Genomic DNA, 23,300 nt, shown 5'->3' with positions numbered 1-23,300 from the left:
ATGTATCGGCTTGAGTTATGTGACACAACCCCCGCATTTCTGCCCTTTCCAGGGGTTGTCCGCAGAGAATTTCTACCTCCTCTGAACGTCTGCATAACCGACATAAATCCGGCCAAAAGAAAAAACGGAAGGCGCCTGGGAAAACGCGCCTTCCGTCCAGAGATCAGCTCCGGCAGACCGGAGCTATTTTCTGTAGGACTAGTTGATGTCTACGGTCAGGCGGAGCCAGACACTGCGGCCGCGGGACGTGAAGCAGGCTGTTTCTGCCTGTCCACCCGGACCGCCCATCACGGTACCGGTTCCGGCAAAGGCCGCATCCTGACCGAACAACAGGCTGTCGGCATAGCCGGCAGGGGCACAGTTACCATAGACATATTCGTCAGTCAGGTTGTCGCCGATAAGCTCTACTCTCCAGCCGCCTTCGTTGCTGCTAAGACCGACATTGGCGCTCAGCTTGACGTAGCTGTCCTGGTAGGCATCAGCATAGTTGGTGCTGGAGGCCGAATAGGAGTCTGAATAACTCAGGTTACCCGCCAGGTTCAGGGTCAGATCATTTGACACATCGGTCATATAGTCAAAGCCGGCATTGGCCATCCATTTCGGAGCGCGCAGCAGCGGCTCGCCGGTCAGGTCCTGGTTGTCGCCGATACCATCACCATTGACATCAATATTACATCCCTGGGCCTGGGTCTGGCCGGTGTAACACTGGGCATTGTCAAAGTCTGTATATTTCGCTGTGTTCCAGTTTGCAGAAGCATACAGGGTCAAGCCATCGACATTCGGCACGGCATAGGTCAGATCCACATCGACACCGTAGATTTCAGAGGACGCGGCGTTAACTGTGCGCACAGCCACTGTACCATTCACCGGATCGAAGATGCGTGTCTCAACCTGCATATCTTCATACTCATAGTAATAACCGGAAGCATTGAGCATCAGGGCGCCGTCCGCCAGCAGGGCCTTCACACCAAGTTCGCCGCCTCTGACCATTTCATCGTCAAATGCTTTGTCATCACCGTCATTGGCGCCGCCGCCCACGTCAAAGGAACCGGACTTGTAGGCGCGTTTGAAGTTACCATAGATGGTCAACTCATCCGTCGGCGTGTAGGTGATGGACAGTTCAGGTGACCAGTTGGAAGAACTGAGTGACGGACGCGCCAGGTCAACAGGCAATGCCGGGCCGAGGTTGAACCGCTCCAGCAGCCTGTTCATTACGCTGTGATCGCGCTGTTCGTCAGTCCAGCGCACACCGGCGCCGATTTCCAGTTCCGGCGTGATTTCATACAACACCTGACCGAAGAAAGAGATTGTTTCGGAATCGATGTGATGATCCGCCCAGGCAAGGGCCGGCGGCCACGGAGTTGCTTCACCAAGTGCTGCGAACAGTGCAGGCCAGGCCTGGTTGGCCGGCAGGCTGGACAGGAAGTCCGTATCGCCCTTCTGATAGAAGGCGCCCAGCATAAAGTTAAACGCTCCGGCGTAATCTGAAGTCAGGCGCAGTTCCTGGGTAAAGTCCTTGCGGTCCATTTTACCTTGAATGGCGAACGGGGTGCCAAGAGACGTCGTAATGGACCCGTTGAACATGGAGGCCTGATCAACATCATAGAAACCGGTGACTGATGTCAAACCGAGTTCGTCATTAATGTCATAGCTCATTTCAAGAGAACCGAAGAACTGCTGAATGTCTGCAAACGGAATACCGTCATTGTAAATGCCCGGGAAATAATCCGGATCCATGTAAATCAGGTTTTGGGTTTCATCAACATCACATGTTTCTCCGCCGATGAAAGTCAGGCCGGGAATAAAGCTGAAGAAGGTATCCGTTCCTTCCGGACAGGAAACAAGCTGCGGCTCGGATCCAAAACCCTGGATTTCCGTATCTGAGAAGTTCAGTTTCAGGCGGGCTTTGAAATTGTCAGTCGGCGTCCAGACTGCTGTACCACGAACCAGAACCTGCTCGCGGTTCGGAAACTCGTCATAGACAACCGGCGCGGCGCCAAGGGCACCAAAGGCTGAGTTGCCCACTTCGGCGTCATTCTTGAAATAGCCGTCCATTTTGGAATACTGACCGGCAATCCTCAGGCCGAGGGTATCGGTAACGGGACCGGAAATCACGATCTCGCCCATCCGTTCCTGAGCCTCAAACTCATAACCGGTGCGCAGTTTCACTTCGAACTCATCGCTCGGGTCTGCGGTCCGGACAGAGATCACGCCGGCCGGGGCCGCCTTGCCGAAAAACAGCGCCTGCGGGCCTTTCATCACTTCAACCTGGGCCATATCCAGCGTCGCCATTTCAAAGGCGAGACCCTGGGTAAACTGCATGCCGTCAATCACAAAGGCAATAGACTGGTCAATGGCCGGGTTGTTGGTGCCGGTACCGATACCGCGCATGGACACCAGCACGCCGGATGCGGTCGGACCGTTACTGAAGTTCAGGCCCGGTGTTTTGTCGGCGACACCGGCAACATCGCTAATGGCATACTGGTCCAGCGTTTCACCACCGAGCACGGAGGTGGTCACCGGCACTTTCATAATGGATTCTTCACGCTTACGCGCTGTAACGGTGATCTCTTCGAGCACCATCGTATCATTTGCGAATGCAGGTGCGACCCATGTTGCCGACCCTGCTGCGATCGCTACTGTAAGTAGCCCCGTGGAAAGTTTTCTAGTCATATACTACTCCCGTTTACTCCCTTGGTGTCATGAAATGAGTTGCGCTGAAATTATTCAGTCGCAGAAGATCAACGAGACACCAGCACGTTAATCCTTTGCATCTGAAGCAAAATAAATCTTCAGATGTCTGCAATTTAAATTGTAGTGATGATTACTCGACGTACCCCATTTTCAGGCATGCCGGATTGAAATCCAGGAACGGCTCGCCCGCGCTCGCACGCTGCAGCCAGTTAGGATCATTCAGAAGAGCACGACCAATGGCGAGGAAATCGAATTCGCCAGCCGCATATCGCTCCATAATTTCGTCAACATTATCAACAACCTGCGGCGGTGTCAGAGCTGACTCATGGCGTTCCCGGCGCACGCCGGTCCCGCCGACCATCACGACCGGCTTATCGATCAGTTTTTTCGTCCATCCGGAAATATTGAGATCCGATCCTTCATACACCGGATCACGGAAATCACGGGCGCTTGCCTCAAAAATATCGACCCCTGCTTCTGCCAGCAGGTCCAGGATGCCCTTAAGCTCATCGGAATTCTTGGTCAGCATGGCATCCACATCATGGTGGGTCCATTGCGAGAAACGGAAGGAAATCAGCGTGTCGTCACCAACCGCCTTGCGAACGGCTTTGACCACTTCCACGGCAAAACGCATGCGCCCTACGTGGTCGCCGCCCCAGTCATCGGTCCGCTGGTTGGTCTCTTCCCGCATAAAATTATCAATCAGATAGCCGTGGCCGCCATGCAGGGCAATACCGTCAAAGCCAACCGACTTGGCGTTGGCTGCGGCATCGCCGAAGGCCTTGATCACCGCCCAGATTTCGTCCTCGGTCATGGCTTTCCCGGGACAGTTCATCACCGCCGCCTTTTCCTCAGGCAGCGCAGCGATCTGCTCCGGTGTCCCCCAGATTCCGCTCGGGCTGGAAATATGAATATCGGACCAGCTCTGGCCCTTGGCCGGCGAGCGCTGAATGCCAAGATGCATCAGCTGCGGAAAGATCAGCCCCCCGGCGGCATGGACTTCATCGACCACCCGGCGCCAGCCCTCCAGCGGGGCCTCGCCGAACATGACCGGCCAGCCGGTTTTCTTGTCATCACCACCTTCGAGATCGAATTTTCCCATGGTGCCCTTGTCTTCAATGAAGACGGATTCAGTAAAAATAGCCCCAACGCCACCCGCGGCCCGGCGCGCATAATAGGCGGCGACCTCCGCACTCGGCACGCCATTCGGAGAGGCGCCACGAGTCATCGGCGACATGATCACGCGATTGGGAAATTTTGTGCCCCGGATAGTTACAGACTCAAGAAGGGCTTCAATGCGGGAAGATGAAGACATTAATATCTCTTTCCTACCGTTACCGGTCTTATTTATTTACTGAGTGTCGCCACAAGGGTGGCAGACAACCGCTCCACTATATTAACACACCAAACCCGCCTGCGTGATAAACTCACAAAAGCGTGTCTGAATGCGGTACGGTGAAAAGATAGCTGGTGGTAATAAAGAATGTAAAATCGTTACTATTTATTAGACACATCCGCACTGCTTATACACTGACAGACACCTGAAGATTCGAAGCCTCGCCTGCATAAAACCTGTTAAACCCCTCCTGCTCGCCGGACTTGTTCCCGCATAATTCCTCCTGATAGGAATGATAACTACCATCGATTTTACACGGCGGTCGCATATTCTATAATACTGTACTTATTTAAGCTAGTTCCTGGAAGCAACAGGTCACAACGAGTGAAATTCGTTGATGAAATTAGTCAACTTCGCAAAAGTCAGGAATGGCTACCTTAGCCAATGAAACAGAACCTAGAAAAAGAAGTCATTCTCCCCTATGTAACGGTGCGCCTTGCCACCATCAGCTGGCAAGGTATCGGTGAACGCCCGCATTTTCCCGGATACTCACTGTGTCAACGGTTGTCTGACAACCACTCCCCGCTGCGTATCGGAAATCTGGCAACACCTGAAATGTTGCCGCGGGTCCGTTCAGTAGGCTTTCTCCCGGCCGGACGTTCTGTTTTCCTCTATCCGCTGGAATCCGACCTGCGTGTCCTTTACTGCTTTTATGATGCCGACTATGTGGAACGCGTGACACAAATTTCGAAGGACAAATGGGAGCGATATGCCACGTCCCTGGCAGCTCTCAGGAACCAGCGGATCGAAGTTCTTATGCAGGAGATCCATGCCGAACTGGAAAAACCAGGTTACGGCCGGGAACTCCTCATTGAGTCCGTAACCAACATGATGCTGGTGGAACTTGCCCGGTATGTCCGAAAACTGGAAAAAAAGGGCTCAGGAAAAGGCGAGTCCCAGCCGCTTGCCTCCTGGCAATTGCGCCGCATTGAGGAACGCATTCAGGCTTCCATTGAACTTGGATACCCCAGCCTTGGCGATCTTGCCGGCATCTGCGGGATCAGCAAGGAACATCTCGCCCGCTCTTTCAAGGCGACCACGGGCTGGCAGATTCATAAGTATATTTCCTCAGAACGCATCAGTACCGCGAAAACCATGCTGGCGCGAAATGACGTCAGTTGCGAAGAGGTGTCGAGCCGGCTCGGCTTCAAAAGCCCCGCCTATTTCTCAACAGCCTTTCGCCGCATTGCCGGCAAAACGCCAACAGAATTTCGCAAACAAATACGTGAAAACCAGACTGGCGATTTAATGTAGAGAGGTGAGAATATTTCGATTTTTACGAACCTTGCATCCGGATCGAACAAGGGGATTTTTTAGCAGAATACAGCCTTTTTTGGAGGATATTTTCGTTTTTTTGATCACATTCTTTCGTTTTCTTGATGTGAAATAGACGGTCGTCGCCACCCCGTATTTACACGGATAAAGATTGAACATAGGGTGAGTTCAGAAGCAAGTGCGAGGGATATAAAATTACGCACAGGGTAAATCTTTCTAGAACAAAGGAGTCTTCCATGTCGTCAGCTGAAGCAAAGGCCAATGGCGTCTACGCAGATGATAAACGCTTTGAAAAAAGCCTGGGATTGTCAGACCTGGGCTACGATCAGGCAACAATGCAGGTGAGCACCGACCGCTATTCCTCCCGTGAGATTCACGAACAGGAGATTGACAAGATCTGGATGCGCACCTGGCAGGTCGCCGGACGTGTGGATGAACTGCCGGAAACCGGTGACTGGAAGGAATATAAATTCGCCGACCAGTCCTTCATTGTCGTCAAGGGCAAGGATGACAAAATCCGCGGCTTCGTCAACGCCTGCCCGCATCGCGGCAACCCGGTCTGTAGCGGCGCAAAAGGCCATGCCAACGCCCTGGTATGCCCCTTCCACAGATGGTCCTTCAACCTGGAAGGCAACCTGCGCAGTGTCGCCCGGCCGGATCTGGTGGGGCCGATCGACAAGGATAACCTTGGGCTGCCCAAGGTCTCTGTCGACACCTTTGCCGGCTTTATTTTCCTGAACCCGGATCCGGACGCCAAACCGCTGATGGAGTATCTGGGTGAGGAAGCCGCCGAGTACCTCGCCCCCTATCATCTGGAAGACATGATCCCGGTCGGCCTGAATGTTCAGGAGGAACTGGACTGCAACTGGAAAGTCGTCGTCGACGCCTTCCAGGAAGGCTATCACATCCAGGGCATCCATCCGCAGATGGGGGATGTGATCCGGCTTGATCCCAGCAAGGAGCGCTACAACTTTATCGGCGATCACCATCTGGTTGTTTCCCCCTTTGAAGTAAAAACGGACGGCTTCTCCCCGGAACAGGAAGTGGACGGCATCAGGACCCGCCTGCCCGCCACCTATCACGGCGCCAAGGAAGTCATGCCTCACTTCGATAAGCTGGTGGCAGACTATACTAACGCCGACGGCAAGATCGAATTCCCGGAAGGCGTCAGCGGCCATACGCTGCTGCAGAAAGCCACCCGCGAGACCCTGTCCGAGAAAGGCCTGGATGTGAGCGGCCTGAGCGATCATCAGATGACCGACCATTATGGCTGGCTGTTCTTCCCGAACTTCTTCCTGTCCATGCGGGCGGGCGAAGCAACGGCCGTAGTGCCGGTCCCGCATCAGAGCGGCGATCCCAACAAAAGCATCTGGCACGTCGTGCGCTATGCCTGGCTGCCGGAGGAGCAACGGGAAGCAGCGCGAACCGAACTGACCGTGGTCGAGGAACAGGGCAGCTACCCTTACTTCCTGGTCCTGCAGCAGGACTACGACCAGGCGCCGCAGCAACAGCGAGGCCTGCGCAACAAGGGACTGAAGCATATGACCCTGGCGCTTGAGGAAGCCTGTATCGCCAAATTCCACCGGGAGGTGGATAAATATCTGGCGGCCGACTGACATCTTGGGGGGATGCGATGCAAGGGGACTTTTGATAAGTCCCCTTGTCTCGTGAAAGAAACATATAATCTGACAACTACATGCAATCAGGGAGATCAAAATGAGCAACACCCAGATCGAAGATCAGCTGGCCATCCAGGAGCTTATCAGCACATTCTTCGCCGCCGCCATGCGACGCGATAGCGCCAAATGGGGCGATACCTTTGCCGAGGACGGTTCCTGGAAGATCGACATGCTGGATGAACCGGTCGTAGGCCGGGATAAAGTTGTTGCCGTCTATGAAAACCTTATGCAACACATCGAGTTCGTGTCTATCAGTGGTTTTCCTAACGAACTGGCAATCGACGGTGATAAAGCGACCGGCAAGGTGTACAGCCAGGAATTCATCACCCGCAAGAACGGCGATCAGATGACCCTGGTCGGCTGCCACCACGATGAATATGTAAAGAAGGATGGTCGCTGGTATTTCCAGTCACGCCGGTTCGAAACCCTGCGGCGGGCCTGACGGGTTTTACCCTTTGGAAACAGAAAACGCGCCCCAGTAATTTGAGGCGCGTTTTTTTTCAGCTGTGGGAAGGGATTTTATTCCTTGATGCCCATGAACTTGCGGATCATAGCTGACATTTTGTCGTTATAGGGCGGGTTCATCTTGATCAGATTGACCTTGGGCGGATGCGCCACGGCCTTGGGGTTGGAGAAGGTCTTGAACCCGGCATGACCGCCATAGCGGCCCATACCGCTGTGCCCAACCCCGCCGAACGGCAGGTCCTGGGTCAGGGCATGCAGCATGATGTCGTCAAAAGTCACGCCACCGGACCAGGTGTTGCGCAGCAGATATTCCTGCTGCTCCTTGTTACCACCGAGGAAATAAAGCGCCAGCGGCCGTTCCCCGGAATTAACCCTCTCAACCACCGTTTCCAGGGTGTCGTAACTGATGATCGGCAGGACGGGACCGAAAATCTCATCCTTCATCACTTCCGCATCCTGCGGCGGATCAATCACCAAAGCGAGCGGAAACTTCCAAGTCTCGGCAAGTTTCTCAAGGTCATATTCGCCGATCAGGTCGATCTTTGCGCCGCGTTCTGCGGCATCTTTCACCAGGCCGGCCAGTCGATTACGCTGGTTCGGCAGGAAAACGTCGCAGACATCCGGGTTATGGGCATAGTCCGGGAAGAACTCGGCCATTTTGCTTTTCAGGATCTCGACGAATTTATCGCGGTCGCTGTGGTGCACCATGACGTGGTCGATACCCATGCAGGCCTGACCGGCGTTACCCATCTTGTAGTTGACGATTTTCTCTACCGCGACGTCCAGATCAGCCCCTTCGGCAATGATCACCGGCGCCTTGCCGCCCAGCTCCAGGGTCACCGGAGTCAGGTTGTCGGCGGCCGCCCGCATCACGTGGCGGGCCACCGGCGCGCTGCCGGTGAAAATAAGATGGTCAAACGGCAGGGCCGAGAAACGGCTTGCCACATCGACACCGCCCTGCACGACAGTCACCTCGTCAGGATCAAAGACCTCCGCCGTGATGTCCTCCATCAGCTGGGAAGTTGCCGGCGTCAGTTCAGACGGCTTGATCATGGCGCGGTTGCCCGCGGCCAGAACACCGGCCAACGGCCCGTAACCGAGACCGAACGGCAGGTTCCAGGGCGCGACGATCCCGACAACGCCAAGCGGCTGGTAGAAAACATAGGCCTTGGCGCCAAGCAGGTTCATGGGGAAATCGGCCCGACGTTTTTCCGGACGCACCCAGCGATCGACATTCTTGATCGCATGCTTCAGGGCGGCGACGGGAAACATCAGATCCGCCAGCAGCACAGTCAGTTCCGGCCGATGGCCGAAATCCGCCTGCGTTGCTTCCACGATCCGCTTTTCATTCTTCAATGTCGCATCAAGTGCGCGCTGGAGACGGTCCTTGCGCACCGCAAGCTCCGGATAGGGCTCTTTCTCTACGGCGGCACGCTGCAGCGCCAGTTTCTCGTCCAGCATCCGCTGAATTTCATCTGCGGAGGCAGCCGAAGTATTTTGGATTGTTTCGGTAGAGGACATCTGATTTCTCTCCCTCCGGTTGCCTGCACTCACAGGCAACCGGCTGTTAGACTAAAAGTTACGTCCTGTCAGGAAACCACACGACCGCCGTTAACGCCGATGGTCTGGCCGGTGACGTATCCTGTTTCTTCCTTGACCAGCCAGGCAACGGCATTGGCAATATCCTGTGCTTCACCCATCCGGCGAACCGGCAACATCTGGGCAATCTGCTCAACCGTCAGCGGCATCTTGTCTTTAGTCGCTTCGAACATCACGGTTCCGGCGATGGAGGCCGGCGGCACGTTATTCACGGTAATGCCAAGCGGGCCGAGTTCCAGTGCCAGGCTGCGGGTCATGGAAATAACAGCACCCTTTGAGGCAGAATAGTGCGCCATCAGGGCGGTTCCGGACTGGGCGGAAGACGAGGAAATATTCACGATCCGGCCCCATTTGGCGGCCTTCATGTCCGGCAGAATAACCTGGGTCGGGATGAACACACCGCGCGTGTTGATCGCCATCATCCGGTCCCAGTCGTCATCGGTGATTTCTTCGAACGGCACCCAGCCGGTAATCCCTGCATTGTTGACCAGAATAGTGATCGGACCATATTCCGCGCGCAGCTTGTCCGCCGCCGCTATGACTTGGGGACGGTCTGCCACACTGGCCTCGAGCGCAATCGCCTTGCCACCTGCAGCCACGATCTCGTCGGCAACCCTGGAGGCATCATCGATATTGATATCAAGCACGCCAACGGCATAACCTTCGCTGGCGAGACGGCGGCAAATTTCTGCGCCGATACCCGCCGCGGCTCCTGTGACCAGTGCAACTTTTTCACTCATTTATTCACTCCTTTTGGATATAATTCTGATGACCAGAAACGCCTGGCCGCCCTGCAAAAGCTTAGCCAGCTAAGCCTCGATAAAGACTTCCCCGTCCTTCACCTGGACCTCATAGGTCTGCAGCGGCTCTTCGCAGGGGAAATTTGTTGCTTCGCCTGTTTTGGCGTTGAAAGCGCCGCCATGCAGCGGGCATTCAATGGTGTCGCCTTCGAGAAAGCCTTCCGTCAGGATGGCGATGGCGTGCGTGCAAATATTGGAGGTGGCATAATATGTGCCATCGATGTTATAGAGCGCGATAGGCGGCAACTCATCATTCTCAACGGCCATCATTTCGCCGGGCTTAAGCTGCCCTTCGTCACATACTTTTATCAAGCTCATCTTGTTCTTCTTTCCACTTCAATTTTGTTAGGGGTTAAACGCCGGGCATAAATACCCTGATTAAAATTATACCGAAAATACGGCGCACCCTCCCATTCAAATAGCACTCTAAGCGTCTTTCAATATCAGATCCGATCCCCGCCAGCCGATCACCATGGCCGCAGCATTGGTGTTACCGGACACCAGCGTCGGCATTACCGAAGCATCCACAACCCGCAGACCTGAAACACCGCGGACACGGAGCTCGGGATCAACAACCGCCATGTCGTCCTGGCCCATTTTACAGGTCCCGGAAGCATGGAAGACCGAACTGCCGGTTTTCTTGACGACAGACAGGATCTCGTCATCCGATTGCACATCAAGTCCGGGAAGCGTCTCTTCGGCAACAAAGTCCTTCAAGGCAGGTTGCGCGAGCAGTTCACGGATATAGCGCACAATGCTGATCGCGGTCTGGCGATCATTTTCGGTGGCAAAATAATTGGGTTTGATCACCGGCTGATCTGCCGGATCGGCAGACTTGATCATGACGCTGCCCTGGCTTTCCGGACGCAGCTGAAAGCCGTGCATCTGGATGCCATGCCACGGCTCGAAGGCAAATTTTGCTTCCTCCCCGCCCTGTACCAGGGAGAAGGGAGCGAAAACAATTTCCGCATCCGGCCGGTCAAGACCGGGCCGGGTTTTGGCAAAACCGATCACCTCGTGAGAACTGGTCGACATCAGCCCTCTTTTGAACAGGAAATACTGCAATGCATTGACCAGCAGCCGGAAACCGCCGAACTGAAAATTCGTACTGGCGGGCACCTGGAGCTTTTGCTGGACAATATTCATCCAGTGTTCGCGCAGGTTCTGCCCGACGCCGGGGCTGTCCTGGATCACATCAATGCCCAGTCCGCGCAGATGATCCGCCGACCCGATCCCGGATAGCTGCAACAGCTGTGGCGACTGCAGCGATCCGGCCGAAAGAATGACTTCCTTCCCGGCTTTATAGTCGATGCTCTGGTCTCCCTGGCGACAACGAATGCCAACCGCCCGGGTTCCCTCGAACAGAATTTTTTCGACAAAGACCCTGGTCTCGACAATCAGGTTTTTGCGCTTTTTGGCCGGATGCAGGAAAGCGCTTGAGGCGCTTACACGGACGCCGTCCTTGATCGTGCGCATGGTATAACCGATACCTTCCTGGTCGAGGCCATTGGTATCTTCCCTGCGCTTGAGGCCCAAGGATACACCCGCATCAATCATTGCCTCGCTGAGCGGAGACCGGTCCGGATGCGGCGAAATATGCAACGGGCCGCCAACGCCGCGCACCCCGTCCGCACCGAGGGAATTATCCTCCATCTGCTTGTAGCATTCACCGATGACATCCCAGCCCCAGCCCGCGGCGCCAAGTGCTTCCCAGTCGTCATAATCCTGGGGTTGGCCCCGTACATAAAGGGTGCCGTTCACGGAACTTGATCCGCCGAGGGTCATTCCCTTGGGCCAGATTTCCTTGCGCATGGCCTTGTCTTCGTGCGCAACATCAAAATGCCGCACATGGGACTGGCTTTGCAGCAACGCGCCGAAGCCTTTGGGCATACTGATCAGCGGCGTTCCGTCCGTTGGCCCCGCCTCCACAAGAAGAACCCGGAACCGCCCATCTTCTGACAGGCGGTTCGCAAGCACGCAACCGGCCGAACCGGCGCCAACAATTATATAATCAAAGGTGTCCAACTGACCCTCACGTCTTCCTGATTAGAAGGGATACACGATATACTGCGGAAGAACCGTGGTGTCGTAGACAGCCCGTCTTGACAGGAATTTCGCTTCCCCGTCCTCCAGCGTAATAACATCTTCATACACGCCGGCCGCCAGGTTGGCAGAAGCATGCGGGTCCTGTGTATACTCGATGGAGAAGTTACTCCGCATCTTGTATGTGTTCTCGGACTCCTGCTCCACGGAAATACGCTGTGTGAAGTGCCGGGTGCGATAGTCCTGGAAAGTGCCCTTCCACACTTTTGTGATGAAGGTGATCCGGTCCAGGATGCGCGCGCGGCAGTCGTCATACATCAGGGCGATGGGCAGATCCATGGACTCATTTTCAGCGGACCGGCAGATATAGGTCGCATCCTTGTCCTTGCTGAAGGTATCGGACCAACCCTTGATATCCTTGCTGTCCAATGCGGCGATGTACCGGTTCTGGAGCTCGTCCAGCTTATAGAGGACATCCTGTGAAATTGCAGTCATTAGGCCTCTCCTTCTTTGTGGAAACCCATGAGTTTCCGGTAGTACTCCCAGCGGGGGATATTGGTTGTTTCGTCATTCTGAAGAATGTCGGTCGGAATGGTATGCAGGTCCTTCACACCTTTCTGGAAGGTGGCAACACCCGGGGAGTGGCTGCCGATCTGGATGCGCTGGAAAATCGCGGCATCTTCCATGCTGATCATGCCGCACGGGCCAAGCAGGTTGGACGCCTGACGCACCCGGTGCAGCGCCATTTCCTCGCTGTCATCATTCTTGGCGAAATAGGCATAATGCACTTCCGTACTGTCGACGGACCGGGGGATAGCGAAACGAATGCTGATACAATCCAGGTGTTTCACCATGATGGTAATCGGGAACAGGCCACTGACGAAGGAACCGGAATCCCAGTCGGCATCCTTGAATTCGATCAGGGATTCATCTTTCAGCACGCCCATGGACTTGCCCGGTTTCAGCTGGGATTCAGCGCCGCCATGGCAATGTTCGGTGTAGAACTGGCGACCGCCGCCGGACTGCCAGCCGAGAAGACGGAAACCGGTGTGCAGCAGAGGCGCATGGTAGCCGTCGTTGTCCATATAGGCCTTCCAGTTGGAGGCATATTTCACCTTCTGGTAGCCGAGAAGCTTGAGACCGCCTTCGTGACCGATCTGGTTTTTGATGGTTTCCGCAGTGCGGCCGACCCAGTCGTTGAACTCCGGCGGATTATCGCTCAGGGTTACCAGGATCAGGCCGTACAGGTTCTGCTGTTTGACTTCCTTGAGGCCATATTTTTCCTTGGAGAACTTGGGAGAGAAATCTTCTGATCCCGGACAGTTCAGCAAGCTGCCGTCATTCTTGAAAGACCAGCGGTGATAGGGGCACTCAAAACCTTTGCTGTTACCGCAAGGTGAAGTTTCCACCTGGTTGCCGCGGTGGCTACAGGCGTTGATAAACACGCGAACCACATTGTCATCACCGCGAGCAATCAACAGAGGCACACGTCCCAGGTCAAACAGCTTGAAATCGCCGGGATTGGGGATTTCCGCCTCGTGGGCCACCGGGTGCCAATAGGGACCGTAAAAGATATCTTCCAGTTCCTGTTCGAAGATATCTTCCCGAACGAAAACTTCTTTCGGCACGTCGGTCACATCCGTCGGCCAGACAAGGTCCGGTCTTATTTCTGCTTTTTGGCTCATTTACGCCTCCTATAGCTCTTCGATTTCATCTCAATCTCCAACTCTTCATCACCCCTGCGGGCAATCAATTCACTGCGCACCTGCGCCTAATCCTTTTACGGTCTAGGGTAGCTCTCCGAGGATGTCCTTGATCCGGCGCCCGCGCCGGCCTGTCTCAATCACCTCACCCGTCAGATGGCCGGCCTCGCTTGACGCCAGGAAGGCGATCACAGCGGCCTGTTCTTCAGCTGAGGCATATTCCGGGAGAATCTCTTCTTCCCTGACCAGTTTGATGAATTGCTCCATCCATTCCTGCTGCTGTTCGTCCATCGGACTGTCGCTGCGCGGTGTTTTACGCTCCGGCGCCATGGTGCCGCCCGGACTGACGCAATTGACGCGAATATTGAACCCCGCCAGTTCGACCGCCAGCGACCTGGTCAGCGAAACGACGCCGCCTTTGCAGGCAGAATAGGGAATGCGGTAAAATCCGTCCGTCGCCGCATTGGACCCGACATTTACGATCACGCCGCTTCCCCGGGCCCGGAACTGGTCGACAACCGCGCGGCAGCACATCAGGGTCGGCCATAGTGAACGGTCCACCTCGCTGCGCATTTCCTCTTCAGTAAAATGCCAGAACGGCTTCATCCAGATGGCGCCGCCGACATTGTTCACCAGAATATCGAGCCCGCCGAACTCCTTCGCTGCAAGGTCCATGGCTCCCTCTGCCACCTTCAAAGACGTCAGATCACCAACAGAACCTACAGCAGAAATGCCCATTTGTTTCAGAGCGTCGACAGCCTCAAGAGCCGGCACCTCAGCGGCATCGGCAACGACAATATTTGCCCCTTCCAGGCCCAGCCGTTTCGCCACCTCAAACCCAATGCCCTGGGCGGCGCCGGTGACAACTGCCACCTTTCCTGCAAAACGGTCAGCGAAATAGTTCTGCGCCATGGTCGTCACTTCCAATCCTATCCAGCCTTCTTCACTTTTGCCGCATCCTCGGAGGAGGCAAAGGCGCCAATTTTTTCGAAATATCCCACCCACTCGTTGATGGACAGTGTCAGGTGCTCTTCAATCAATTTCGCCGCCAGATCAGCATCCCTGTCCAGTACAGCATTCAGCAATGCCTCATGCTCTGCAGCGGCGTCACGATCCTTGTAAAATTCCTCTGCAACTTCCAGGAACATATGACGGTAACGCTCATACTGCTGATAAGCTGTATCCAGGAAGTAACGGATCCACGCGGACGGTGCAGCGGAAATCAGGGAAAGATGAAATTCGCGATGTCGGCGTTCCCACTCGGCAAGCAAATTTTCATCCTTGGGGTTTTCGGAAAAAGCCTTCGTCGCCCGGCTGAGGATGTGGTAGGAGGACACGACACTGGCTTCCCACTCATCATCTCCATGTTCAATGGACTCTCTGATCGCTTCCTTCTCCAGCAGGATCCGGATGTGGCAAAGATCTTTCAAATCCTCAGCAGAAACCAATGCGACGGTAAAGCCCCGTTGCCCTTCGACTTCCACAAGCTTGTCGGCAATCAGCATCGTCAGCGCTTCACGCAGGGTGCCGCTGCTGACCCCGTATTTCTGCTTCAGGTGCTCCACACGCAACTTCTCGCCGGGCCGAAGAAATCCGGCAATGATATCCTTTTTCAGCGCCGCATGGGCCATCTCGACCAGCGTGCCGCTTTTGGGATCATCTTTTTGTTTCTTGCGCATAGTGTTCAACTCCTTCCGAGACTTTCTAGTGAACTGGATCAATTTGCTGACAGTTTAACCGATCCCCTGTTCGCTCAAAGAAAGAATAAAAGATTCTTGTTCCGGACGACGCGCTCACCCAGTTCAATCCGCCGTGACAGCAGCTTCAGCGTGCCGTCATCTGCGCGCCGCAGCACATCCTTCCGGCGGAACACGGAACGTTCGCCTTCATACTGACGACGGAACCGTGACGCGATGCCATAGGAGTGAACCTCGAATTCTCCGTCACTGTCACGGTGGAAAGCTTCCACATTGGAGACAACACGGATCATCCGCTGGGCCGGATCGTTCATATACTGCAAGCCGGTTTCAAACTGTTTGACACGCAAGTCCAGGATGGTGAAATCGTCATCAAACAGATAAACTTCCCGTTCCCTGTCCGGGCTCTTGTCCTTGCGAAAACGTTCATCGCGTACAACCAGCTGATAGCGGATTTCCGGATCCACCATGTCGGTCAGCCATTCACGCATCATCTCGTCATCCAGAAACCGCGCTTCCTTATAGAGAAACTGCTGGATTTCGTGATGCACTTCCATGGAAACAGGTTGGTGATCATTCATTTTCCGTACTCCCGTTCTCAGGCGTTCTTTTTGCGCAGGAGGTCTTCCCTCCAGGTCGCGGTTTTAGATTCCAGTTCGGACCAGTTGTCAGAGGACAAACAGTCGGCCCAAGACCGGTAGAAGCCGCGTTGGCCATGTTCGCTCAGGAAGTTCCCGATAACGCCGGGATAGTCCGGATCCTCGCGCTCATACCCCATCCCCATCTGCAGGTTCAGGCGTCCCTGGCGGGTAACATGCCCCTCATTGGGCCTCGTGATATATTCGAAGTTATCGATATCGTCTCCCTCCAGCATACCGGCTGTACCAAACACACGGTGAACTGCCACGTGGAGGCGCTGCTTCAGGTCATCGGGCATGTCTTTCTCAGCAAAGGCCCATGTCATGACCTCCATCTTGTCAGGTCCGATCGGGTGCCAGGCTTTGAAAACATAGGTTCCCAGAAGGTAAGAACAGTTAGGGAAGATGGTGGCATCCCAATGTTCTGCATAAATTTTCGCAGCCTTTTCACCGATTTCCGGCGCCATCTCGGCAGAGCGTTTTGCCTGCCATTCAAACAGGTCGGGGCAGCTCGGGGCCAGCAGCAGAGGACCCGGGCTGTGGCTGATGCCGTGGCCGTGACCGTAACGGGTTGTGACCTGGAAACCAGCTTTCGGGTCGGCAAAGGCAACCTGTGGCATGACCTCGCCCATCATCGCCTTCAGGGCGTTGGCGTGGGTCCAGCCGATGTGGTAGGAGTCGCCGACAAAGTTTTCCGGCGGTGATTTCCAGTTTGACTTGATGATGGAGCGGCTCGGCGGGCCGATAAATTCCAGTCCGCCGGGAACACCGGCCCAGACATCCATATACCAAGCTGCATCGCCCAGGTAGTCGACCAGGGACGGCGCATTGGCATCCATACAGCCGAAGATAAATCCCTGGTAGCTTTCCACCTTGGCCACCGGCCGCAGGCCCCATTGGGCTCGATCGAAGGCGGGGCCATAGGCTTCCTGTTCGGCGGGAACACTTTTCAGTTCGCCGTCCACGCCAAAGGCCCAGCCGTGATAGGCACAGGAAAAAGCGCGAGCGTTGCCGGCTTCCGCCATACAGAGCTTCATACCGCGGTGACGACACTGGTTGAGGAAAGCCTTGATGGTGCCATCCTTCTGGCGGGTGACAACCACTTCGTCTTCCCCCATTTTGGTGACGAAGAAATCACCGTAATTGGGAATCTGACTTTCATGGGTCAGGAACAGCCAGCAGCGCGCAAAAATCCGCTCAAGCTCCATCTCATAGATATCCCGGTCCCAAAATATCCGGCGACTATGGGTCCAGTTCTCTACGTCAATCAGTTCTTTAATGTCCACCATTTGCTTTCTCCAGTTGACTCCTCACCGCGCGTCTGCACGCTGTAAGCTTCAGCCCCTAACTCCCGGACTGCTCTGCCAGAAATTCTTCGAGAAGATCGAGGCGATCGTTCCCCCACCACATTTCTTCGCCCACCATCATGATCGGCGCACCGAACACACCACGGTCCTGGGCAGCCTTGTTGCCTTCGTCATAAAGGCGCCCGGCTTCGTCTGATTCAACGAACTCAAGGAATTCCTCGGGCGACCATCCCATCTCGCTGGCGACGCTGCTCAACAGCTCGTCACTGTTGAAATCACCGGCTGACCCAAAAGTCGCTTTCCAAAGGGCATTGACATACTCTTCGGCCTGCCCCTTCTCGACGGCAAAAAAGACCCCTTTGTTGGCCCGTTCCGTCACCGGGATGACATTGGCGAAAGCCAGCGGCACGTCGTATTTTTTGGACCAGCGGGCAAAGTCGGCCATGGCATATTTCAGCTTGGCGGGCATCTGCGCGGTCGCTGGCCCGGTATTGCCGGCCGCCAGCTTCGCCGCCTTCAGGTCAATGGGCTTGTAGCTAATGCTGTAGCCGTATTTTCTGGCCAGCGCCGGCAACTGACTGTTGGCCAGATAGGCGTAGGGACTGATAAAGTCGAAATAGAAGTCGATATTACTCATCGTCGCAGTTCCTCGCTTCAGGCGGCCATTTTGATTTCGGCAAAGCCCATGCCGGTGATCCACTGGGGCACAGCTTCATAGGAAATCGTTTCCGTCGTGGCGCCGGGGAAGGCCCCCATTGCACAGATCCAGTTTTTGATTTCGAGGCAGCCGTCGCCGCCCTCGTTCAGGATCGTCTCGTCATCAAGGGCGATCAGGCCTTCAATGTCGCCATTCCTGAACATCTCGAGGATGCGGTGATCAAATTCCGGATTAATGCGGCCCATGCCGACACTGCCAACCCAGTGACTGATGCCGCCGGTGCCGTACACAACAACCCGTTCATTGCCGGACCAGGATTCGACCGCATGTTTGATGCTCTCGCCAATCTGGTAGGCGCGCTTGCTGGGCAGCAGCGGCGCCACAGCGGCGTTCAGATAGATCGGAATGGTTTTCAGGCCCGGTACCGACTTGACGGCCAGGTGATGCGGAATGGCAATCGAGTGATCGACGGTCAGGGATTTGGCAAAGGACCAGTCGATGCCTTCGTCATAACCTGTCTTCAGAATATGCTGGGCAAGCTCCTCGTTATTTGCCATCGGCGCCCGCTCGATGTTGAGGAACGGTTCCACCGGACCATCGATATCGCCGGTCGCGATCAGGCAGGCCGGAAAACAATGGGGCCCGAAGTTGGTATAGTGGTCATCACCAATGATGATCGCTGTGTCTGCTTCCAGCTCCTTGACACGATTTACAATCTTCTCGAAGGAGTCAAAAATCACTTTACCCTGTTCAGGGTCCGCTGCCTGCGGCGCCAGTGTCAGCATCGGGTTATGCGGCATCAAAAAACCGCCGACTATTTCAGCCATGTCTCGTTCCTTTTCCTCTCACTCAAGAAGCTCAAGCCTGGGGCTTGTGTATTTCTTCGGCATATTTCATGCCGGCCTCGGGACCGTTGACGGCCGCATAGGCCATCAGCAGCACCATGGGGTGCACCCCGCTGTCCAGCATGGCCCTGAGCTGCCAGCCGGACACCAGGGAGCGCTCTTTTTCATCAAGCCTGTACCGGCTCAAACAAGAGGCAGCGTCTTCCCTCAGAGCCTGGGCCTCGGCAGGATTGACACTTACCTGCCACAGCAGTTTCTCGATCGCATTGATGCTCATTTGAACCTCCTCGGTACGGGTCGTTACGCTTTAACTTTTTTGGCCAGTTCCGCCCAGCCGCGACCGGAGGCGCGGGCGCCGTCCAGATATTCTTCCGGCACATAGGTGTAGGGCGGACGGCACGGACCGGCTTTCATCCAGCCACCGGCGTTAATGCGCTCTTTCTCGAGCCCGATATTGTATTTGTTGAATTCATCGAAGTTGTTGCCACCGGGGATCAGCGGCCACAGTGTCTTGCCAACTTCCCCGATCAGTTCTTCAGCAGCCGTAAAGTCATTGGAAGCGACAGCAGCTGCCACAACATCCCGGATATGGGAAGCGAGGCTCGGGTCACACGCCGCACCGCTGGACCAGAAAGCGTTACAGAATTCCGAGTCCACCTTCACAGCTTCAAGATACATGGATTCGATCGGCAGGAATTTGACCTGGCCCTTGGTTGCGGCAAGATCGGCAGCCAGGGTCGGAATGGCACCATATTTAGCCATGATCACCTGCGGAATATCCGCCACCTGCTCCCAGAACTCGGTCGCGAAGGCGAAACGGAAGGCGGCATGGTTGGCGTAAACGCAGATCGCCATGTCGGGACAGGCTTCCGCCACATCCTTGTAAAATTTCACGGCAGTGGTCATGTCGGCAGCACACCACATGGGCAGGCCGAGCATGGTACCGACAGCGCCCAGCTCCTGGGCTTCGCGGGTCTGCTCGATAGTTTCGCGGGTGCCAAGGGCAGTCGTACCGGCAAAGAAGGGAATGCGGCCTTCGGTAGCCTCTACTGCTGTGCCGATAAACTTCCGTTTTTCGTCCCGGGTCAGGGTCGCACATTCGCCCAGGGTACCGAGGGAAAGAATGCCATCGATCCCCGCCTCAACCATACCCTTTACGGCACGCGTCACTTCATCCGCATCAACAGTATCCGTTGCATGCCAGTCGGAAGCATCGTCCGTTGCCGGTGTCGGCATGATTGCCCAAGCGCCCTGAACGTCTTCGACTGTCATCAGTTTTTTATTTGCAGCCATGATAAACTCTTTCCCTTAGATTTTTCGTCAATTTCAATTAATAGAAGCGGTCAAAATACATCTGTTTTGCCGGCACCTTGTATTCCAGCATCAGCATTCGTTGCAGAGCATCGGTCATCGGCGGCGGCCCGCAGAAGTAATAGTCAAACTCCTTGATGTCGTCGCCCAGGGTATTTTTCACCAACTCATGTACAAATCCGCGTGCGCCGGTCCACTCACTCGCGCCGGGGGCCTCTTCATCTGAAATGGCCGTATGCACCTCAACTCTTGAACTCAGCAGCGGGTCGGCCGCGACGATATCATGCACACAGATATCCTGCGGTCCGCGACCACCGTAAAACAGCTTCAAGCCGCGACCTTCCAACTCGGGCGCCTGAACGGCGCCGCGCAGGATCGACAGCACCGGCGACAGGCCGGACCCGCCCGCCACACAGATGATTTCCCGACCATTGTCGGTCCGCAGGTAACTGTTGCCATAGGGCCCATCGAGAGAAATTTCATCACCGGACTTCATGATATCGAACAGGTAGGCAGTCCCCTTCCCGTCCGGGACCCGTTTGATGACAAAATTCCACAGGCCGTCGGCATTGGCGAGGTTGCTCATGGAATAGGCGCGCAGCCCTTCCACGCCCGGCAGGTCAAGCATGGCAAACTGACCGGGCAGGAACTCGGCGTCCTCGGAAGCCTTGAAACTGAATTCAGTCATATCCGGAGTCAGCTGTTTTGCACCGACAAAAGTCAGGCTTTGTTTTTTCGGCGCAACCGCCGGCACATATTCATCTCTGAAGGAGGCCTTGATAGTAAGGTCGGTTTTCGGCACGCACTGACAGGCCAGGCGACGGCCCCGTTCTCTTGCGCGCGGAGACAGCCCCGGCGCATCCGGCCATAACTCCTCGACTTCACCATCCAGCAGCTCGAACTGGCAGGAGCCGCAGCCGCCGGAATTGCACTCATAGGGGAAGCCGTTGCCGTTACGCAACGCACCGCCGAGAATCGTGTCATCCGCCTCGCAGCGGAATTCCTTTTCGTCAGCACCTGATACCCGAATAGAAAAATTCGTCATTTAAAGCCACCCATAAGCTGCACCTGGTCGAAATCGTTATTTTCAGCTCGTTTCGCCGGCACCTGTTACGCCCAAATCGTAACAATAATAATTTTACAAAATCTCGATATTTTTTATTTTTGTAGTAAAACTTTTTAAATCTCGATTGTCAAGAAATTACTCGCCAAAGAGCCATCATTATTGATGATAAAAGATATAACTGCCGGTGATTGAAACGGTGCCCCTGCCCCCACCTGTACTGGCCGCTGTTTTCGAGCAGCAGGACCAGCCGGAACTGTACGGCTGGTCCCAAAATTTCTGTAATTTAATCCGGCAGACCGAAGTTTTTGACGAAGTCTTCGGTTCCAGCCTCCAGCGGGATCCGCAATGTGTTCAGCACCCCGGAAAACAGCATGTAGTTACCAATGGTGAACAGCAGTTCTACCATCTGCTCGGTACTCCATTCCCTGGACAGCGATGCCCAGAGTTCGTCATCCAGGCAATAGTTTTCCAGATACTGATCACAGGCAACCAGCAGGTCCCGGTCCTTGTCAGACCACATATCGGAGGACGGCCCCTTCTTCACTTCATGGATCTCTTCGGCGGTCACACCAACATGAAGCCCGAACGGCACGTGACTGATCCACTCGTAATCGGATTTGGTTTTCCAGGCGACATAAAGAGTCACCAATTCACGCTCGCGGTCCGGCAGACTGGAATGGAAAAGCAGATGAGACCCAAAAGCCAGAAACTTTGTAGACAGAACCGGATGCTGGGCAAGATATTTGATAATCTCCCGGCTCGGCCCCTTCTCCCGCGCTTCAGGCCCTTCCATGACCTCGAAAAGATCGCGCATTTCGTCGGTCCAGTCAGCTTCGGTGACGGCGGGAATGCGTGGCTCTTGATTTGACATTGTAATTATCCTTGGTTCGAAATCTGGTTTACAGAACAACAGACCCCCGCGATGCCTGCTCCTGATCGGCCTTTCGGGAATCTGTTGAAAGTTTACGTGGTGATCAGCCTTCTGTCGTTTCCTTTATCGGCACATATCGCGCGGTTTCGGGGGTGACATAGCTGACATCCCATTCCGGCTCATGCTCCTTGAGCCAGTCCGGCATGTCGTGAATGAAGGTAAAGGCGGCAAAGGCGGCGCCCCATACCCGCGGACGCCAGTTGCCATCAACCTGGTCGCAGTCGGCGCCATACTCCACTTCGCCTCCGGCCGGCGACGGCATATAGAGGAACAGTTCGGAACTGACCCGGTGGCGGCCAAAGCCCCAGCCGTTGTCGCCGTAACCCTTGCGGGTCATATAGTTCTTGCCGGCCATGATCTCGTCCAGGTCCTCGACCCCGAAGTTGACATGGTGGAACCGGAACTTGCCGTCAAAGCCGAACAGCACCTGGTCCGCATCGGCCAGCATGATGTTATGGTGGTTGGTGGAGCGGCCGGCGCGGATATAGATGCCGACCCCCTTCTGGATGTCGCTCATCCTGAAGCCGAGCCGCTGGCTGTAAAAGTCAAAGGCCTCATTCACATCGAGGAAAGTCCACACACAGTGGCTGATGGTTTTCGGGATCGCCCGGCTCAGCCATTTGCGCGGCACATTCATGCGGTTGATGATCCCCGGCGCATTGGTCGGCGCCGGACAGCAGGTATAGGGCAGCGGCTGGAACACCCTGAGGCCGATCGCCTGGCCGAACGAGGTGACAAAATGGGCCGTGCCGGTCTCGTCGATGGTCACCTCGTGGTCCCGGGACAGGTCGGCCACCAGGCCGTCCAGGTCCTGCTGGCGCGGCACCGCCCAGATACATTCCTGGACCCCCGGCCCCATCAGCTCGCTTTTCGGCACCCGGTCATCGCCCAGCGGGTAGACCCGGATCTGCTGGCCGCTGATCACGCTGAACAGCGCATGATCGCTGCCGCTCTCCAGCCTGCTGAGCCCGTAGTCCTCGAAAAACTCAACGCAGGTGTCAAAATCCTCAACGCCGTAAATAATTTCTGCTATCCCGGTAATCGGCACGGTAGATCTCCCTTGTTTCAAAGTTGCTCTGAACCCTGATCACACAACAAACGCCGCCAATCCCATGCCTGGCAGCCTCCTTCTATATTTTGAATAGACTAGGGGAAGATAAAAAGACTTGTAAAATCGTTCTTACTTATCGGAC

General features: G+C 55.3%; 22 protein-coding genes. 3 read left to right on the top strand and 19 right to left on the bottom strand.

Annotation, left to right across the window (positions count from 1 at the left end; all coding sequences use genetic code 11):
* Nucleotides 1-198: 198 nt before the first annotated feature.
* Together FIV46_RS00275 and FIV46_RS00270 are read right to left on the bottom strand one after the other, a co-directional pair.
* The gene (locus tag FIV46_RS00275; RefSeq protein ID WP_139937804.1) at nucleotides 199-2,673 is read right to left on the bottom strand and encodes a TonB-dependent receptor; all 2,475 of its coding nucleotides are present in this window, start codon (nucleotides 2,671-2,673) and stop codon (nucleotides 199-201) included.
* A gap of 151 nt (nucleotides 2,674-2,824) precedes the next feature.
* Nucleotides 2,825-4,009, bottom strand: coding sequence for an oxidoreductase (locus FIV46_RS00270; RefSeq protein WP_139937803.1), 1,185 nt, complete (start codon nucleotides 4,007-4,009; stop codon nucleotides 2,825-2,827).
* Nucleotides 4,010-4,474: 465 nt separating this feature from the next.
* Here FIV46_RS00270 and FIV46_RS00265 point away from each other — a divergent pair, with 465 nt between their 5' ends.
* The 3 genes from FIV46_RS00265 to FIV46_RS00250 all read left to right on the top strand — a co-directional run bounded on the left by FIV46_RS00265 (nucleotide 4,475) and on the right by FIV46_RS00250 (nucleotide 7,486).
* Nucleotides 4,475-5,344 (top strand): helix-turn-helix domain-containing protein, encoded by an 870-nt coding sequence (locus tag FIV46_RS00265; protein WP_139937802.1) that lies wholly within the window; start codon nucleotides 4,475-4,477, stop codon nucleotides 5,342-5,344.
* A 257-nt stretch (nucleotides 5,345-5,601) separates the two neighbouring features.
* Nucleotides 5,602-6,981, top strand: a complete 1,380-nt coding sequence (locus tag FIV46_RS00255; protein WP_139937800.1) for an aromatic ring-hydroxylating oxygenase subunit alpha — start codon at nucleotides 5,602-5,604, stop codon at nucleotides 6,979-6,981.
* Between the two features lie 100 nt (nucleotides 6,982-7,081).
* Nucleotides 7,082-7,486 (top strand): nuclear transport factor 2 family protein, encoded by a 405-nt coding sequence (locus FIV46_RS00250; protein WP_139937799.1) that lies wholly within the window; start codon nucleotides 7,082-7,084, stop codon nucleotides 7,484-7,486.
* Between the two features lie 77 nt (nucleotides 7,487-7,563).
* On the opposite strand, the gene FIV46_RS00245 is transcribed toward FIV46_RS00250, so the two are convergent.
* The 17 genes from FIV46_RS00245 to FIV46_RS00165 all read right to left on the bottom strand — a co-directional run bounded on the left by FIV46_RS00245 (nucleotide 7,564) and on the right by FIV46_RS00165 (nucleotide 23,176).
* Complete coding sequence (locus tag FIV46_RS00245; protein ID WP_139937798.1) at nucleotides 7,564-9,030, bottom strand: aldehyde dehydrogenase family protein; 1,467 nt, start codon at nucleotides 9,028-9,030, stop codon at nucleotides 7,564-7,566.
* 68 nt (nucleotides 9,031-9,098) lie between these two features.
* Nucleotides 9,099-9,848, bottom strand: coding sequence for an SDR family NAD(P)-dependent oxidoreductase (locus tag FIV46_RS00240; RefSeq protein WP_139937797.1), 750 nt, complete (start codon nucleotides 9,846-9,848; stop codon nucleotides 9,099-9,101).
* A 69-nt stretch (nucleotides 9,849-9,917) separates the two neighbouring features.
* Nucleotides 9,918-10,226, bottom strand: coding sequence for a non-heme iron oxygenase ferredoxin subunit (locus FIV46_RS00235; protein ID WP_139937796.1), 309 nt, complete (start codon nucleotides 10,224-10,226; stop codon nucleotides 9,918-9,920).
* A 108-nt stretch (nucleotides 10,227-10,334) separates the two neighbouring features.
* Complete coding sequence (locus FIV46_RS00230) at nucleotides 10,335-11,933, bottom strand: GMC family oxidoreductase (protein ID WP_139937795.1); 1,599 nt, start codon at nucleotides 11,931-11,933, stop codon at nucleotides 10,335-10,337.
* 21 nt (nucleotides 11,934-11,954) lie between these two features.
* Entirely contained in the window at nucleotides 11,955-12,446 is a 492-nt protein-coding gene (locus FIV46_RS00225; protein WP_139937794.1) for an aromatic-ring-hydroxylating dioxygenase subunit beta, read from the bottom strand.
* The gene (locus FIV46_RS00220) at nucleotides 12,446-13,636 is read right to left on the bottom strand and encodes an aromatic ring-hydroxylating oxygenase subunit alpha (protein ID WP_139937793.1); all 1,191 of its coding nucleotides are present in this window, start codon (nucleotides 13,634-13,636) and stop codon (nucleotides 12,446-12,448) included. Before FIV46_RS00220 ends, FIV46_RS00225 begins: the two co-directional genes overlap by 1 nt.
* 102 nt (nucleotides 13,637-13,738) lie before the next feature.
* Nucleotides 13,739-14,566 (bottom strand): SDR family NAD(P)-dependent oxidoreductase, encoded by an 828-nt coding sequence (locus FIV46_RS00215; RefSeq protein ID WP_139937792.1) that lies wholly within the window; start codon nucleotides 14,564-14,566, stop codon nucleotides 13,739-13,741.
* 17 nt (nucleotides 14,567-14,583) lie between these two features.
* Nucleotides 14,584-15,333, bottom strand: a complete 750-nt coding sequence (locus FIV46_RS00210; RefSeq protein WP_139937791.1) for a GntR family transcriptional regulator — start codon at nucleotides 15,331-15,333, stop codon at nucleotides 14,584-14,586.
* Nucleotides 15,334-15,407: 74 nt separating this feature from the next.
* The gene (locus FIV46_RS00205; protein WP_139937790.1) at nucleotides 15,408-15,932 is read right to left on the bottom strand and encodes an aromatic-ring-hydroxylating dioxygenase subunit beta; all 525 of its coding nucleotides are present in this window, start codon (nucleotides 15,930-15,932) and stop codon (nucleotides 15,408-15,410) included.
* 17 nt (nucleotides 15,933-15,949) lie between these two features.
* Nucleotides 15,950-17,278, bottom strand: coding sequence for an aromatic ring-hydroxylating oxygenase subunit alpha (locus FIV46_RS00200; RefSeq protein WP_139937789.1), 1,329 nt, complete (start codon nucleotides 17,276-17,278; stop codon nucleotides 15,950-15,952).
* Nucleotides 17,279-17,333: 55 nt separating this feature from the next.
* The gene (locus FIV46_RS00195; protein WP_139937788.1) at nucleotides 17,334-17,933 is read right to left on the bottom strand and encodes a 2-hydroxychromene-2-carboxylate isomerase; all 600 of its coding nucleotides are present in this window, start codon (nucleotides 17,931-17,933) and stop codon (nucleotides 17,334-17,336) included.
* 17 nt (nucleotides 17,934-17,950) lie between these two features.
* The gene (locus FIV46_RS00190; RefSeq protein WP_139937787.1) at nucleotides 17,951-18,781 is read right to left on the bottom strand and encodes a DODA-type extradiol aromatic ring-opening family dioxygenase; all 831 of its coding nucleotides are present in this window, start codon (nucleotides 18,779-18,781) and stop codon (nucleotides 17,951-17,953) included.
* 31 nt (nucleotides 18,782-18,812) lie between these two features.
* Nucleotides 18,813-19,076 (bottom strand): hypothetical protein, encoded by a 264-nt coding sequence (locus FIV46_RS00185; RefSeq protein ID WP_139937786.1) that lies wholly within the window; start codon nucleotides 19,074-19,076, stop codon nucleotides 18,813-18,815.
* A 23-nt stretch (nucleotides 19,077-19,099) separates the two neighbouring features.
* On the bottom strand, nucleotides 19,100-20,092 hold the full coding sequence (locus tag FIV46_RS00180) for a dihydrodipicolinate synthase family protein (RefSeq protein ID WP_219845805.1): 993 nt from the start codon (nucleotides 20,090-20,092) through the stop codon (nucleotides 19,100-19,102).
* 37 nt (nucleotides 20,093-20,129) lie between these two features.
* Nucleotides 20,130-21,155: a 2Fe-2S iron-sulfur cluster-binding protein gene (locus tag FIV46_RS00175; RefSeq protein ID WP_139937785.1), complete on the bottom strand. Its 1,026-nt coding sequence runs from the start codon at nucleotides 21,153-21,155 to the stop codon at nucleotides 20,130-20,132.
* 304 nt (nucleotides 21,156-21,459) lie between these two features.
* Nucleotides 21,460-22,047 (bottom strand): carboxymuconolactone decarboxylase family protein, encoded by a 588-nt coding sequence (locus FIV46_RS00170; RefSeq protein ID WP_139937784.1) that lies wholly within the window; start codon nucleotides 22,045-22,047, stop codon nucleotides 21,460-21,462.
* A gap of 103 nt (nucleotides 22,048-22,150) precedes the next feature.
* Nucleotides 22,151-23,176, bottom strand: a complete 1,026-nt coding sequence (locus FIV46_RS00165; RefSeq protein WP_219845804.1) for a VOC family protein — start codon at nucleotides 23,174-23,176, stop codon at nucleotides 22,151-22,153.
* Between the last annotated feature and the right edge of the window lie 124 nt (nucleotides 23,177-23,300).

The organism is Emcibacter nanhaiensis (assembly GCF_006385175.1).
Classification (GTDB): Bacteria; Pseudomonadota; Alphaproteobacteria; order Sphingomonadales; family Emcibacteraceae; genus Emcibacter; species Emcibacter nanhaiensis.
Note: the sequence above shows the minus strand (reverse complement) of the source record. Positions and strands in the feature narration are given on the sequence as shown.

What these genes read in the sequence shown, in the direction of transcription:
- FIV46_RS00275 (WP_139937804.1), bottom strand. Translation starts at nt 2,673, where the DNA reads ATGACTAGAAAACTTTCCACGGGGCTACTTACAGTAGCGATCGCAGCA.
- FIV46_RS00270 (WP_139937803.1), bottom strand. Translation starts at nt 4,009, where the DNA reads ATGTCTTCATCTTCCCGCATTGAAGCCCTTCTTGAGTCTGTAACTATC.
- FIV46_RS00265 (WP_139937802.1), top strand. Translation starts at nt 4,475, where the DNA reads ATGAAACAGAACCTAGAAAAAGAAGTCATTCTCCCCTATGTAACGGTG.
- FIV46_RS00255 (WP_139937800.1), top strand. Translation starts at nt 5,602, where the DNA reads ATGTCGTCAGCTGAAGCAAAGGCCAATGGCGTCTACGCAGATGATAAA.
- FIV46_RS00250 (WP_139937799.1), top strand. Translation starts at nt 7,082, where the DNA reads ATGAGCAACACCCAGATCGAAGATCAGCTGGCCATCCAGGAGCTTATC.
- FIV46_RS00245 (WP_139937798.1), bottom strand. Translation starts at nt 9,030, where the DNA reads ATGTCCTCTACCGAAACAATCCAAAATACTTCGGCTGCCTCCGCAGAT.
- FIV46_RS00240 (WP_139937797.1), bottom strand. Translation starts at nt 9,848, where the DNA reads ATGAGTGAAAAAGTTGCACTGGTCACAGGAGCCGCGGCGGGTATCGGC.
- FIV46_RS00235 (WP_139937796.1), bottom strand. Translation starts at nt 10,226, where the DNA reads ATGAGCTTGATAAAAGTATGTGACGAAGGGCAGCTTAAGCCCGGCGAA.
- FIV46_RS00225 (WP_139937794.1), bottom strand. Translation starts at nt 12,446, where the DNA reads ATGACTGCAATTTCACAGGATGTCCTCTATAAGCTGGACGAGCTCCAG.
- FIV46_RS00220 (WP_139937793.1), bottom strand. Translation starts at nt 13,636, where the DNA reads ATGAGCCAAAAAGCAGAAATAAGACCGGACCTTGTCTGGCCGACGGAT.
- FIV46_RS00215 (WP_139937792.1), bottom strand. Translation starts at nt 14,566, where the DNA reads ATGGCGCAGAACTATTTCGCTGACCGTTTTGCAGGAAAGGTGGCAGTT.
- FIV46_RS00210 (WP_139937791.1), bottom strand. Translation starts at nt 15,333, where the DNA reads ATGCGCAAGAAACAAAAAGATGATCCCAAAAGCGGCACGCTGGTCGAG.
- FIV46_RS00205 (WP_139937790.1), bottom strand. Translation starts at nt 15,932, where the DNA reads ATGAATGATCACCAACCTGTTTCCATGGAAGTGCATCACGAAATCCAG.
- FIV46_RS00200 (WP_139937789.1), bottom strand. Translation starts at nt 17,278, where the DNA reads ATGGTGGACATTAAAGAACTGATTGACGTAGAGAACTGGACCCATAGT.
- FIV46_RS00195 (WP_139937788.1), bottom strand. Translation starts at nt 17,933, where the DNA reads ATGAGTAATATCGACTTCTATTTCGACTTTATCAGTCCCTACGCCTAT.
- FIV46_RS00190 (WP_139937787.1), bottom strand. Translation starts at nt 18,781, where the DNA reads ATGGCTGAAATAGTCGGCGGTTTTTTGATGCCGCATAACCCGATGCTG.
- FIV46_RS00185 (WP_139937786.1), bottom strand. Translation starts at nt 19,076, where the DNA reads ATGAGCATCAATGCGATCGAGAAACTGCTGTGGCAGGTAAGTGTCAAT.
- FIV46_RS00180 (WP_219845805.1), bottom strand. Translation starts at nt 20,092, where the DNA reads ATGGCTGCAAATAAAAAACTGATGACAGTCGAAGACGTTCAGGGCGCT.
- FIV46_RS00175 (WP_139937785.1), bottom strand. Translation starts at nt 21,155, where the DNA reads ATGACGAATTTTTCTATTCGGGTATCAGGTGCTGACGAAAAGGAATTC.
- FIV46_RS00170 (WP_139937784.1), bottom strand. Translation starts at nt 22,047, where the DNA reads ATGTCAAATCAAGAGCCACGCATTCCCGCCGTCACCGAAGCTGACTGG.